The sequence below is a fragment of the Mycolicibacterium sp. MU0050 genome (assembly GCF_963378085.1).
Lineage (GTDB): Bacteria > Actinomycetota > Actinomycetes > Mycobacteriales > Mycobacteriaceae > Mycobacterium > Mycobacterium wendilense.
Window position 1 is genome coordinate 4,484,140 of record NZ_OY726395.1, and the last position, 12,903, is coordinate 4,497,042.

At 70.4% G+C, this 12,903-nt stretch carries 10 protein-coding genes; 2 read left to right on the plus strand and 8 right to left on the minus strand.

Going from position 1 to position 12,903, the window contains the following annotated elements:
- Positions 1-4 precede the first annotated feature (4 nt).
- Positions 5-700: a hypothetical protein gene (locus R2K23_RS21360; RefSeq protein ID WP_316512424.1), complete on the minus strand. Its 696-nt coding sequence runs from the start codon at positions 698-700 to the stop codon at positions 5-7.
- Entirely contained in the window at positions 697-1,302 is a 606-nt protein-coding gene (locus R2K23_RS21365) for a hypothetical protein (RefSeq protein WP_316512425.1), read from the minus strand. Before R2K23_RS21365 ends, R2K23_RS21360 begins: the two co-directional genes overlap by 4 nt.
- 65 nt (positions 1,303-1,367) lie before the next feature.
- Between R2K23_RS21365 and R2K23_RS21370 the strand changes: the two genes are divergently transcribed.
- Positions 1,368-3,353 carry a M13 family metallopeptidase gene (locus R2K23_RS21370; protein WP_316512428.1) on the plus strand — a complete coding sequence of 662 codons (1,986 nt, stop codon included), beginning with the start codon at positions 1,368-1,370 and terminating at the stop codon, positions 3,351-3,353.
- 127 nt (positions 3,354-3,480) lie between these two features.
- On the opposite strand, the gene R2K23_RS21375 is transcribed toward R2K23_RS21370, so the two are convergent.
- The 4 genes from R2K23_RS21375 to R2K23_RS21390 all read right to left on the minus strand — a co-directional run bounded on the left by R2K23_RS21375 (position 3,481) and on the right by R2K23_RS21390 (position 6,910).
- Positions 3,481-4,485 (minus strand): L,D-transpeptidase, encoded by a 1,005-nt coding sequence (locus tag R2K23_RS21375; protein WP_396892523.1) that lies wholly within the window; start codon positions 4,483-4,485, stop codon positions 3,481-3,483.
- Between the two features lie 145 nt (positions 4,486-4,630).
- Entirely contained in the window at positions 4,631-5,869 is a 1,239-nt protein-coding gene (locus R2K23_RS21380; protein ID WP_316517468.1) for an MFS transporter, read from the minus strand.
- Between the two features lie 121 nt (positions 5,870-5,990).
- Entirely contained in the window at positions 5,991-6,284 is a 294-nt protein-coding gene (gene ricR, locus R2K23_RS21385; protein ID WP_316512430.1) for a copper-sensing transcriptional repressor RicR, read from the minus strand.
- Positions 6,281-6,910 (minus strand): DUF305 domain-containing protein, encoded by a 630-nt coding sequence (locus tag R2K23_RS21390; RefSeq protein WP_316512432.1) that lies wholly within the window; start codon positions 6,908-6,910, stop codon positions 6,281-6,283. The genes ricR and R2K23_RS21390 overlap by 4 nt, the downstream gene beginning before the upstream one ends.
- 82 nt (positions 6,911-6,992) lie before the next feature.
- Here R2K23_RS21390 and ilvD point away from each other — a divergent pair, with 82 nt between their 5' ends.
- Complete coding sequence (gene ilvD / locus R2K23_RS21395) at positions 6,993-8,696, plus strand: dihydroxy-acid dehydratase (protein ID WP_316512434.1); 1,704 nt, start codon at positions 6,993-6,995, stop codon at positions 8,694-8,696.
- A gap of 216 nt (positions 8,697-8,912) precedes the next feature.
- Here ilvD and R2K23_RS21400 read toward each other — a convergent pair whose 3' ends face one another.
- Both R2K23_RS21400 and R2K23_RS21405 read right to left on the minus strand, forming a co-directional pair.
- Positions 8,913-10,484 (minus strand): DUF7937 domain-containing protein, encoded by a 1,572-nt coding sequence (locus tag R2K23_RS21400; RefSeq protein ID WP_316512436.1) that lies wholly within the window; start codon positions 10,482-10,484, stop codon positions 8,913-8,915.
- Between the two features lie 12 nt (positions 10,485-10,496).
- Positions 10,497-12,824, minus strand: a complete 2,328-nt coding sequence (locus R2K23_RS21405; protein ID WP_316512438.1) for a DUF7159 family protein — start codon at positions 12,822-12,824, stop codon at positions 10,497-10,499.
- Positions 12,825-12,903: the final 79 nt, after the last annotated feature.

The window sequence follows — 12,903 nt, forward strand, 5'->3', positions numbered from 1 at the left end:
CCGGTCACGCCGCCGGGGCGTTGATGGGCGCGACGTCGACCACCAGCCAGCGATCGTCCGGCTTGGCCAGCGCCACCCGCAGCGCCAACACCGCCCGCCGGGGCTGCTGCCCCGGCGCGTTCTGGGTCGAGCGCAGCACCACCGCCACGCTGGCGGCGTCGGGACCCAGCACCTCCACCCCGGCCGAGACGGTCTGGGCCTGCGCCGAAATGTTCTTGCGGGCAAGGTCTTCGGTCGACTTGCCGAAGTTCGCCCGGAAGGCCTCGGCCTGCTCGGGGGCCATCAGTTCGGCCGCCCGGTCGATCGACGCCGACGGATCCTGCGGCGAGAACGTGGCCGTCGCCTCCGACACCGCGCTGGCCAGCCGCACCACCTCGGCCGAGTCCTGGTTGAGCCGCTCATCGGGCAGCGTCAGCCCGGTGTAGCCGACCACCACCGCCGCCCCCAGCGCCGCGGTCGCCAGTCCCACCGTCGTCAGCCGCAACCCGGCGGCGTCGTCGTCGGTGCCGACGGTGACCCCGTCGCGCCGCCACAGCACGGCGTTGACGGCCATCGCCTGCACGATCAGCAGACACAGGATCGAGCACACCGACACCCACCACAGCGGCCAACCGAGAAAAACCCCGATCAGCAGCAGGCCCGCGATGGCCGCCAGTGGCGCGAGCAGGTCGAAGGCGACCACCCGGAGCAGGTTCCTCATCGCAGGGACTCCAACTGCGAGATCAACAACTGTCCGTCCACCTCGGAGACCCCCAACCGAAGATTCCAGCGCACCGTCTGCGGCTGCCCGCCCACGTTCTCGCTGACCGACGAGGCGATCACCAGCACGTGGTCGGTGCGCGCCGACATCTCGGGCGGCAGTGGCGAAGCCGGTGGCGGCGAACCCGGCTCCCGGTCGAGGTCGTTGTGGATCGACTCGAACGCCACCGACTCGATCCGGCCGGTGGTGCGCGCTTGCAGGGTCTGGACCACCTCGCGGTACGGCCGCACCGCGGAGTCGAAGTCGGAGTTCAACTGACCCACGGTGCCCTCCTGCAGGGTCTGCAGGCTGGCGTCGACGTTGTCGGTGTTCAGGTTGATCAACACGTTGGTCCAGTCCACGGCCGCCTGCATGACGCGGGTGCGGTGGTCCAGTTCGTGGTCGTGGTCGCGATGCCCGGACCAGATCATCGTCGCGAGCACCGCGGCGATGACGGCCACCACCGCCAGCACCGCGGCGGCGATCCCATAGCCGGAGATGGCGGGACCGGCGGCAGCGGCGTCGTCGACCGCGTCTTCGGCGGCAGTATCCCCAGTCGGCATGGGCGTGAGGGTACCTGCTGGCGCATCGGGAATCGCCGCCGCCGGTTTCTGGTAAGGATGGCAGGGTGACGGTAGAAGCTATTCGCTCGGGTCTGGACCTGAGCCATGTCGATGACCAGGCCCGCCCGCAGGATGATCTGTTCGGCCACGTCAACGGACGCTGGTTGAGCGACTACGCCATCCCGGCCGACCGGGCCACCGACGGCGCCTTCCGGGCCCTGTATGACCGCGCCGAGGAGCAGGTCCGCGACCTGATCACCGAGGCCGCGGCCGCGAACGCGGCCGCCGGCACCGACCAGCAGCGGATCGGCGACCTCTACGCGAGCTTCATGGACGAGGCCACCGTCGAAAGTCGCGGCGTGCAGCCGCTGCTCGACGAGTTGTCGCGCATCGACGCCGCGGCCGACCCCGACGCCCTGGCGGCGGTCCTCGGCGGGCTGCAGCGCACCGGCGTCGGCGGCGGCACCGGCCTGTACGTCGACACCGATTCCAAGGACTCCACCCGGTACCTGCTGCACCTGAGCCAGTCCGGCCTCGGGCTGCCCGACGAGTCCTACTATCGCGACTCGGCGCACGCGGAGATCCTGACCGCCTACCCGGCCCACATCGCGGCCATGTTCGCCCTGGTCTACGGCGGCTCCGCCGAGGACCACGCGCCGACCGCCGACGCCGTCGTCGCGCTGGAAACGCAGCTGGCGGCGGCGCACTGGGACGTGGTCAAGCGCCGCGACGCCGACCTGTCCTACAACCTGCGCCGCTTCGCCGACCTGTCCGCCCACGCCCCCGGCTTCGACTGGGCGGGCTGGGTCAACGCCCTCGGCACCACCGAGGAGCGGGCGGCCGAACTGGTGGTGCGCCAGCCCGACTACCTGACGGCCTTCGCCGCGCTGTGGGCGGACCGGCCGCTGGCGGACTGGAAGAACTGGGCCCGCTGGCGGTTGATCCACGCCCGCGCCGGCCTGCTCACCGATGACATTGTGGCCGAAGACTTCTCGTTCTACGGCCGCACGCTCAGCGGCACCGAGGCCATCCGCGAACGCTGGAAGCGGGGCGTGTCGCTGGTGGAGAACCTGATGGGTGACGCGCTGGGCAAGCTCTACGTCGAGCGGCATTTCCCGCCCGAACACAAGGCCCGGATGGACGTCCTGGTGGCCAACCTGCGCGAGGCGTACCGGGTCAGCATCAACGACCTGGACTGGATGACGCCGGAGACCCGGGAGCGCGCCCTGGTGAAACTGGACAAGTTCACCGCCAAGATCGGCTACCCGAAGCGGTGGCGGGACTACTCGGCGCTGGTGGTCGACCGCGCCGACCTCTACGGCAACTACCGACGCGGCTACGAGGTGGGCTACGACCGCGAACTGGCCAAGCTCGGCGCCCCGGTCGACCGCGACGAGTGGTTCATGACGCCGCAAACCGTCAACGCCTACTACAACCCCGGGATGAACGAAATCGTCTTCCCCGCAGCCATTCTGCAGCCGCCGTTCTTCGACGCCGAGGCCGACGACGCCGCCAACTACGGCGGGATCGGCGCGGTGATCGGTCACGAGATCGGGCACGGCTTCGACGACCAGGGCGCCAAGTACGACGGCGACGGCAACCTGGTCGACTGGTGGACCGACGCCGACCGAGCCGAGTTCGGGGTGCGCACCAAGGCGCTCATCGAGCAGTACGACGAGTTCGTGCCGCGCGACTTGGCCGACACCCACCGGGTCAACGGCGCGTTCACCGTCGGTGAGAACATCGGCGACCTCGGCGGGCTGTCGATCGCGCTGCTGGCCTACCAGCTCTCGCTTGGCGGCAAGGAGGCGCCGGTCATCGACGGCCTGACCGGCCTGCAGCGGGTGTTCTTCGGCTGGGCCCAGGTGTGGCGGACGAAATCCCGTGACGCCGAGGCCATTCGGCGCCTCGCCGTCGACCCGCACTCGCCACCGGAGTTCCGCTGCAACGGCGTGATCCGCAACATGGACGCGTTCTACGAGGCGTTCGACGTGCGCCCCGACGATGAGTTGTACCTCGAACCCGAACGGCGCGTGCGCATCTGGAATTGAGGTTGCCGCCCCGGCAGGGGCCGCGGCTGCGATCCGATGGGTCACGCCCTGCCGGCGGGTGAGCCCAACAAAATCGCCCCAAATCTTGTGATTTGGGGCGATTTTGTGATTCGGGCCGGCGAGGGCGCTAGAACATCTGCCAGTCCGACGCGCCGTCCGGCAGGTCGTAGATGCCGCCCTGGGTGTTCTTGATGACGACCGGGTCACCGCTGCCGAAGTTGTCGTAGAACCACTTCGCATTGGCCGGGCTCAGGTTGATGCAGCCGTGGCTGACATTGCGCTTGCCCTGATCGCCCACCGACCACGGGGCGCCATGAACAAAGATGCCGCTGTTGTCGATGCGGACGGCGTGCTCGACGTCCACCTTGTAGCCCTCCGCGGAATCCACCGGGACCCCGTAGGTAGAGGAGTCCATCACCATCTCCTCGAACTTCTCCAGCACGTAGTAGGTGCCGTTGCGGGTCTCGTGCTTGCCGTCGTGCTTGCCCATCGAGACCGGGAAGGTCTTCTCCAGCTCACCGTTGCGCATGATTTCCATCTGCTTGGTGGTGTCGTCGATGGTGGCCACCAGGTAGTCCCCGGTGCGGAAGGTGGACTTGGTGCCGGCCGCGTCGATGGTGACGACGGTGTTGGCCGGCCAGAAGTCCTGCGGCCGCCAGCGCAACTGGCTGTCGGTGACCCAGTAGAAGCGGCCGGGCACCGGCGGGTTCGACGAGATGCGGATGGCGTCCTGGGCCATCTGCCGGTCGGCGATCGGCACCGCGAAGTTGATGTAGATCGGCTTGGCGACGCCCACCAGGGCGCCGTTGACCGGGTTGAAGGTCGGCGGCCGGAAAGGCGGGGTGCCCTCGAACGGCACGTTGCTCTGACCCGCGGGGGTGCCGGTGATGGGTGTCGACGACACCCCGTAGTTGTTCACCGGGTCCGGCGCGGCCACCGGCGTCGGTGGCGGCGGGGGCGCGAACGGGTTGAACGGGGCCGGCGGAGCGGGCGCCGGCGGGGCCGGCGGCGGGGGCACCGGGTCCGCGGCGGCCGGCGTCACCGTGGCCGCGAGCAGCGTCGCGGCACCGAGCATGGTGACCGCCGCCCGCACGGCCCGAGTCCGGGAAAACCTCGCCAAACGGCTGGGCATATAAAACCTCCAAGTCATTTGCTCGCTCCAGTGTCGCATAGCCGGGACATCAGCTATCCCATCGCGACCGGGCGAGACCAGGGCCGGGCACCGCACATCGCGGTGTCCGGAACTGCCGCCTTTATCGGTATGACCACGGCTTCTGTTACCGCGGCGGGCGTTGTGGGGGCACTTCGAAGAGGCCGCGGCTGGCGGCCACCCCCGCCGAGGCGCCGATCACCAGCAACGCCGCAATGCCGATCATGGCGGCAAGGCCAGCGGTCTCGTACAGGAATCCCCCGGCCAGCGAACCGGCCATGATGCCGGTCTGGAAGGCCGCCACATACAGCCCCGAGGCGCCGTCGGAGTCCTCCGGCGCCACCCGCATCGCCGCGGATTGCAGCATCGGCGGCAGCGCGGTGGCCATCGCGCCCCACAGCGTGATCGCGACCGCGCCGAGCACCAGCGCCGCCACACCCCGGCCCTCGGGCGCGGCCCACATCGCCAGGCCGGTGAGCACGATCAACGCCGCCGACATCCCCGTCAGCCCGGCCAGCAGGGTGGATTTCGGCCGTCGGTCCAGGGGCCGCGCCAGCAGCGCCATGGCCGTCAGACCGGCCACACCGTAGGCGACCAGCAGCCATGCCAGCCGGGCCCCGGACACCCCGACCACGTCCCGGATGATCACGACGACGAACGTGTAGGCGATGAAGTGCGCCGTCACCCCGACCACGGTCAACCCGCACAGCGTGTGCAGGCGCCGGTTGGGCCGCCGACGGCGCCCGATCCCGGCGCGCGGCGCCGGGTCGGTGGGCATCGTCGGGATCAACAGCCGCGCCGCCACGGTGATCGCCGCTGCGGCCACCGCGATCGCCGCGAACGCCGGTCGCCAGCCCCAGAGTTGACTCATGGCCGCGGTCAGCGGGCTGCCGACCACCAGGGCCAGCGCCGAGCCGACGTAGACCGCGGTCGTCGCGCGCCCGGCGTGACTGGGCGGCACCAGGCGAACGCCGATCGGCGCGATCACCGACCACATCAGGCCGTGGGTCAGCGCGCTGGACACCCGCCCGGCGCCGAGGACCAGGAAATCGGGAGCCAATGCGGAGACCGTCTGCGCGACGGTCAGGGTGCTCAGCGTGAGGAGCAGCACCCGGCGGCGCGACCAGTGCGCGGTCAGGCGCACCAGCGGCACCGTCATGACGGCGGCCACCAGCGCGTAGCCGGCCACCAGGGTGCCCACCAGCGCCTCGCTGACCTGCAGGTCCCCGGCGATCGCCGGCAGTGCCCCGACCGGGGCCAATTCGGCGGTGACGTAGACGAAAGCGGCCGCGGCCAGGACGGTCAACTGCACGGCGACACGCGGCGTCCAGGGATGTGCGGCAGTTGGCCGAACGGTCGGGATCATCTTCTGCGCCACGGTAACGCTCCGTCGCGCCGTTACGCCGTTGCCGCGCACCGACACGGTGACCGGAATTCGGGACCGTCAAAGCCTCGAACCAGAGGCGGCGGCCGCCCTGGCAGCGGACCTAGGAGCGAACGAGCCGCGCGATCGCCGCCGAGGCCTCGGCGATCTTCTGGTCGGCCTCGGCGCCACCGGCCGCGACCGCCTCGCTGACGCAGTGCCCGAGGTGTTCGTCGAGCAATGCCAGCGCCACCGATTGCATGGCGCTGTTGACGGCGCTGATCTGGGTCAGGATGTCGATGCAGTACTTGTCGTCCTCGATCATCTTGGCGATCCCGCGGACCTGCCCCTCGATGCGCCGCAACCGCTTGGCGTAGTTGTCCTTGTTCGGCGAATAGCCGTGCGCGCCCGCGGTCATGACCCGTCCAGCATTGCCTGCATCTGGGCGATCTCGGCCTGCTGGGCGTCGATGATGGTCTGCGCCAGCGCCTTGGCGTCGACGTTGGCGCCGTTGGCCAGTTCGGTCTCGGCCATCTCGACCGCGCCCTCGTGGTGGGCGATCATCGACTGCAGCCACAAGGTGTCGAATTCGGGACCGCTCAGGCCCTCGAGCCGCTGCATGGTCGGCTCGTCGACCATGCCGGCCATCTCGGAGTGGTCGGCGTGCGCGTCTCCGTGCCCGTCGTGCGAATCCTCCGGGTTCTCGTTCCACTGCACCAGGAAGGCCTTCATGGCGTTGATCTCGGGCTCCTGCGCGCCGGCGATCTGGTTGGCCAGCTCGATCAGCTCGGGGTTGGAACTGCGGTCGGGCACCAGGGCGGACAGCTCCAGGGCCTGCTCGTGGTGCGGAATCATATTGGTGGCGAAGGCGATGTCCTCGGCGTTGAAGCCGGCGGGCTCGCCGGTGACGGTGATCGTCTCCTCGGTCTGAGCGTGATCGGCGTGCTCGTTGTCTGCGGCGGTGTCGGACGAACCGCCACACGCGGTCATGAAGAGTGCGGTCGCCAGCGCGGCCAGGATGGCAAGGAATCGGGTGCGAGTCATGCCCAACACGGTACCGCATACCCCGGGAGGGTATGGGGAAAAGATTTTGGCCGACATTACCCGGCGGGCCATACTTGCAGGCATGCCCTCAGATTCCCAGCCTGACATCAAGCCCAGAAGTCGCGACGTCACCGACGGCCTGGAGAAGACCGCCGCCCGCGGGATGCTGCGCGCGGTAGGCATGGGTGACGACGACTGGGTCAAGCCGCAGATCGGCGTCGCGTCGTCGTGGAACGAGATCACGCCGTGCAACCTCTCGCTGGATCGCCTGGCCAAGGTTGTCAAGGAGGGCGTGCACGAGGCCGGCGGTTTCCCCATGGAGTTCGGCACCATCTCGGTGTCCGACGGCATCTCGATGGGCCACGAGGGCATGCACTTCTCGCTGGTCAGCCGGGAGATCATCGCCGACTCGGTGGAGACCGTCATGCAGGCCGAGCGTCTCGACGGCTCGGTGCTGCTGGCCGGCTGCGACAAGTCGCTGCCCGGCATGTTGATGGCCGCCGCCCGGCTGGACCTCGCCAGTGTGTTCCTCTACGCCGGCTCGATCATGCCCGGCCGCGCCAAGCTGAGCGACGGCAGCGAGAAGGACGTCACGATCATCGACGCGTTCGAGGCCGTCGGCGCGTGCGCGCGCGGCCTGATGAGCCGCGAGGACGTCGACGCCATCGAGCGCGCGATCTGTCCCGGCGAGGGCGCCTGCGGCGGCATGTACACCGCCAACACCATGGCCAGTGCCGCCGAGGCGCTCGGGATGTCGCTGCCCGGGTCGGCGGCTCCGCCGGCGCCGGACCGCCGTCGGGACGGATTCGCCCGGCAGAGCGGAATCGCCGTGGTGGAACTGCTACGCCGCGGCATCACCGCCCGCGACATCCTGACCAAGGAAGCCTTCGAGAACGCGATCGCGGTGGTGATGGCCTTCGGCGGGTCCACCAACGCGGTGCTGCACCTGCTGGCCATCGCCTACGAGGCCGGCGTCGAGCTGACGCTGGAGGACTTCACCCGGGTGGGCAACAAGGTGCCGCACCTGGCCGACGTGAAGCCGTTCGGTGCCTACGTGATGAACGACGTCGACAAGATCGGCGGCGTGCCGGTGGTGATGAAGGCACTGCTCGATGCCGGCCTGCTGCACGGCGATTGCCTGACCGTCACGGGAAAGACCATGGCGGAGAACCTGGCTCACATCGCGCCGCCGGATCCCGACGGCAAGGTGTTGCGCGCACTGACCGAGCCGATCCACCCGACCGGCGGCATCACCATCCTGCACGGGACGCTGGCACCGGAGGGCGCCGTGGTGAAGTCGGCCGGCTTCGATTCCGACGTGTTCGAGGGCACCGCACGGGTTTTCGAGCGCGAGCGGGCCGCGCTGGATGCGCTGGAGGACGGCACCATCACCGCCGGCGACGTCGTCGTCATCCGCTACGAGGGCCCCAAGGGCGGCCCGGGCATGCGGGAGATGCTGGCCATCACCGGCGCGATCAAGGGCGCCGGCCTTGGCAAGGATGTCCTCCTGATGACCGACGGCCGGTTCTCCGGCGGCACCACCGGGCTGTGCGTGGGCCACGTGGCACCCGAGGCGGTCGACGGCGGCCCCATCGCATTCTTGCGCGACGGTGACCGGATCCGGCTCGACGTCGGCAACGGCACCCTGGACGTGTTGGTCGACGCCGACGAGTTCGAGTCCCGCAAGAGCGATTTCGAGCCGCTGCCGCCGCGCTACACCACCGGCGTGCTTTCCAAGTACACCAAGCTGGTCGGCTCCGCGGCCGTGGGCGCGGTCTGCACGTAGCACCGTCTGCACGTAGACCGTCCGCACATAGCACCGTCCGCACGTCGGCGTTGCCAACGGGGCGCATCGCCTGTCGCGGTGACCCCAATGGCCCCCAATGGCCACACCCGTCGCTGTCAGGACAGGGTGATTCGATTGCGCGGCGTCAACACCTGATGACACCATTTTCCCTCGGCAGCAACGGAAGGGTCCGCGGCGCCGAAAAGGGCACCGCCCCTACGCGTCAGGACGAACGATGCGGGCCGGTTGTTCCGGCGTCGCGGTAGCCGCGCGGCCCGGTACAACGATCGCGGGAGCGCCCTGCGGAGCAGAGGCCTCAGCCGCAGCGCCCTGCGATGCAGGTGTCTCGGCAGCGGGGGCCTCGGCCGCGGCAGCTTGCGCAGGGGGCGCCGCCGCATCGGCTCGCCCGGGAGCCGCCCCAGTCGGAGCAGCGGCGCCGGCCGCCGACGCCACCGCCCTCGACGGCTCCCCCGCCCCCGCCATCCCGACAGCGCTTGCCTGCCGGGCGGCTGTCGCCTTGCCGCGCGCCACCTTGCCCGGTCGCCGTTGCCGTCGCCGGGGCGCCAGGGCGGCAATCATCAACGCCGCCAAGGCCAGTACAGCCAGCGCCACGTCGAAGGTACTGGTGATCTGCTGCACCAGGGTGTTACCGAAGACCTCGCTGGGCGCGCCGGGACCCAACGGTTCCACCCTCGGCACCAGCACCACCCCGACGATCAACCGGCACACCGTCGCCGCGAACAACCCGACGAACAGCGTCACCATCAGACGGCCCGGTGCGGCCCGGCCCGCGCTGTTGACGAACAGCCAGATCGCCAGCACCGCGGCCAGCAGGTCGAACGCCATCAACGCGGTGCCGCTGTACGGCGGCGACGGCAGATCCAGCACCCCGGACAGGATCACGTCGGCAATGCGCAGCACCGCGGTGCCGAAACACCACACCGCGATCAGCAACAGCCCCTTGCGGGCCGCGCCGCGCCAGGCTGCGGCCGGCTGCCGGGTCCCGAACACCGTCGCCGCGGCCACCAGGGCGGCCGCGGCCGCCCAGGCCAGGTAGCCCTCGAATCCCACGCCCGCGGTCCCGGTGCTCTGCGCGATCCCCCGGAAGGCATCCAGGTCGCGACCCACCGGCAACACCCACACGATCGCCCCGGCCGTCAGGGCCGCCGCGCCGAGCAAGACCGTGGCCAGCCGGGCCTCGAGTTCAGCCGAGCGCAACCAGCGGAACCCGATCACCAGCGGTATGACGGCCACCAGCGCGTAGAGCACCGCGGTGAGCGCGGTCGCCAGGTTCGCGGATCCGACGTCCGGGTCGCCGATGCCGGGCAGGACGAACCGGGTGCGCCAGTAGAGGTTGAACACCGACGCGGCCACGCCCACCACCAGCGACGCGACCGCCACCAGCGAGCAGAACCGTGTCGCCGCAGCACTTTTGACGGCCGGGGCCGCCGCCAGCAGGGCACCCGCGGCCCCCACCCAGGCCCCGGGTCCGACGCCCGGCGGGATCGACGCGGAACCGCCGTACCGCACCGCCTGGACCACGGCCAGCACCACGAAGCCCGACACCACGACGAGGTACGGCGCGACGAGCGGCAACCGCAGCCGCGGGATCGCCAATCCCGTCACCGCCAGGGCCGTCGCGAGGACAAGCAGCAGCCACACCCAACCGGGAGTCGCGGCGATCCCGAGCCCCACGTGGATGTTCCAGGGCAGCAGCAGGCCCAGGATCAGCAGGACCGCTGCCGCGGTGTTGCGCAGCCTGTGCGGTACCAAGGCGTTGTCGGTCACGGTATTCGCCCGCTATTCGTCCTCGGAGCCCAGCGAACCGGAACCGGACGGCACCTCGATGAGGGTCGGCGTCTCGATCGGCGCGGCGGGCTCGACCACGGCGGGGGCGGGTGCCTCCGGCGCCTGCGTGACCACCGGCTCCGGCGTGGGTTCGGGCACGACCGTCCGGGCGGGCGCCTCCGTGGGCACCACCTCCGTCGGCGCCTGGGTCGGCGCCTGCGTGGCCGTCCGGGTGGGCGCCACACTCGTGGGCGCCTCGGTCTCAACGGTCGGAGTTCGTTCCGGCACAGTCGATTCCGGACTCGGCGAGGCACTGGGCGCGACACTGGTTGTCGGGCTCGGCACCGCACTGGTCGGGGTGGCCGGCTCCGAGCTCGGCTCGGTCGTCTCGCCCGGCACGGTCGTTTCACCAGGCTCGGTCGTCTCGCCCGGCTCGGTAGTGGGCTCCGAACTGGGCGTCGTGCCATCCGGATCGGTGGACTCGCCGGGAGTTACCTCCCCGGTCTCGCCAGTCGTCTCGTCCCCGGTCGCGCCGTCCTCGTCGCTGCCCTGCTGCGCGGCGTCGGCGTCGGGGGCCGCTCGGGCGTCCTCGGCCGGGGCCGGTTCGGCGGCTTCGAGAGTGGCGGCGTCGGGGGCGAGCAGCACCTCGCTGAGCACCTTCGGTGTGGTGGCGGCGTCGGTGGCTCCGGGCAGCGTGTCGATCAACGCGGTGCCCGGCGGCAGGCTTTGCGCCCGGTCCAAAGTGCTCTTGTCGGTGTCGAACAGTCCGGCCGGGATCGCGTTGGCCGCGGTACCGGACGTCGTGCTGAACAACGCACCCTGGTCCTTGGGCACCACCGCGAGCACCCCGATGTCGTCGAGGCTGCGGTCCAACACCGACGGTACCGTCGCGTCGAACGGGACGAACTGCGGCAGGTTGGCCAGGAAGTTCAGCACCTCGATGAGCGAGATCACCGAGAAGTCCGGGATCAGCCGGGTCACGAAATCCGCGAAAGTCGGGAATGTGGGCGCGATTCCGGGGATCGGCGGTGGCGGGATGTTGGGCAGCACGGGGGCGGCCGCGTTCTGCAGACCCACGGTGCCGTCCTTGTAGAGATTGACCACCGCCGGCGCCGCCTGGGCGGCCTGCGTCGCGCCGTCACGGGTGGAGCTCAGCATCCGTGTCTCGAAAGTCCGTACCTCACTGGTGGTTCCAGGTGGGGGCAGCTGTTCGATCATCGTCCAGTTGGGGCCGTCGGGTTGCGCGCCCTGTCCGGGCGCCACCGGAAACGCCTTGCCCGGCACCGAGTCCTCCTGCAGGCGGATGGCCTGCTGGCTCGCCGTCGGCTGGACGGTGACGGCAAGGCTGACCGCCAGCGTGGCGAAACCGATCACCGCCAGCGAGCCAACCGAGCTGCCGATCAACACCTGTCGACGCCGCACCTCGCTGTCGGGTTCGGCCTCGTCGTCGTAGGTGTCGTAGTCGCCCTGGGAATCGTCGTAGAGGTCGTCGTAGGCCGCGCCCGGGTCGGTGAGGTCGACGGCGTCGTCGTCGCCGGCCTGCGAGTAGGCCAACTGCTGACCCACCACGGTGTCGTGGTCCAGGGGCGTGGCCGCGGTCTGGGGGTCCGTCGGCACCGCGGGTGCGGCCATCGTCGCGTCCTGCGGCACGGCCGGAGCCGCCATCGTCGAATCCGGCGGCAGGAACAGCGCGGCACTCGCCCGGGTCTGCCCCTGCGCGACGCCCGCCAGGGCGGCCCCGCGCGCCAGCGCGAACTCCGAATCGTCCGGGAAGCGCACCGGCACCGGGGACGTCTCGACCACATCGGCCGACAATCCACCGTCGTCCAGGGAACCCATCACGATGACGCCGGTGGCCTCGCCGGGCTCGGTGGCCAAGCGCTGCAGCAGCGCGCGGTACGCCGCATCCGTGTCACCACCCGCGATGGGTTCGACGGCGATCTGCGACGTCGCGCCGTGTGCGTCGACCATCGACAGCGCCACCGTCTGACCGTCGTTGACCAAGGTGGCGACGGGATCGGCGCCCAGCGTGCGCACCGCGGCGGTGGCGGCTTCCTGGATCGGAACGACCGCGACGTTGGTCAGGTTGGCCTCGGCCAGGGCGTTCACCAGCTCGGTGGCCTGACCGGCGTCGGAGCTGCACAAGGTGGTGCCGACGAGTACGTGACCCGCGCCGGTAAGTGCCGCCGCGGTGGCGGTCAGCGTCGAGACCACCGCGGACAGCGGCTCGGTAGCCAGGTCGATCTCGGTTTGGTCGATCGTGGTGTTCGGTGCCGCGGCGTCGAGCAGCGTGACCCGCGCCTCGGCGGGGTCGACGAAGACCCCCAGCGTGACGTTCATTCAACGGCCCCTCTCAAACCGCGGCCGCTCCCCCGCCGAGCCGCGGCGTAACTTCTCCTACTCTAGGTCTTCGCCCACC

What these genes read in the sequence shown, in the direction of transcription:
- ilvD (WP_316512434.1), top strand. Translation starts at nt 6,993, where the DNA reads ATGCCCTCAGATTCCCAGCCTGACATCAAGCCCAGAAGTCGCGACGTC.
- R2K23_RS21375 (WP_396892523.1), bottom strand. Translation starts at nt 4,485, where the DNA reads ATGCCCAGCCGTTTGGCGAGGTTTTCCCGGACTCGGGCCGTGCGGGCG.
- R2K23_RS21380 (WP_316517468.1), bottom strand. Translation starts at nt 5,869, where the DNA reads ATGATCCCGACCGTTCGGCCAACTGCCGCACATCCCTGGACGCCGCGT.
- R2K23_RS21390 (WP_316512432.1), bottom strand. Translation starts at nt 6,910, where the DNA reads ATGACTCGCACCCGATTCCTTGCCATCCTGGCCGCGCTGGCGACCGCA.
- R2K23_RS21365 (WP_316512425.1), bottom strand. Translation starts at nt 1,302, where the DNA reads ATGCCGACTGGGGATACTGCCGCCGAAGACGCGGTCGACGACGCCGCT.
- R2K23_RS21360 (WP_316512424.1), bottom strand. Translation starts at nt 700, where the DNA reads ATGAGGAACCTGCTCCGGGTGGTCGCCTTCGACCTGCTCGCGCCACTG.
- ricR (WP_316512430.1), bottom strand. Translation starts at nt 6,284, where the DNA reads ATGACCGCGGGCGCGCACGGCTATTCGCCGAACAAGGACAACTACGCC.
- R2K23_RS21405 (WP_316512438.1), bottom strand. Translation starts at nt 12,824, where the DNA reads ATGAACGTCACGCTGGGGGTCTTCGTCGACCCCGCCGAGGCGCGGGTC.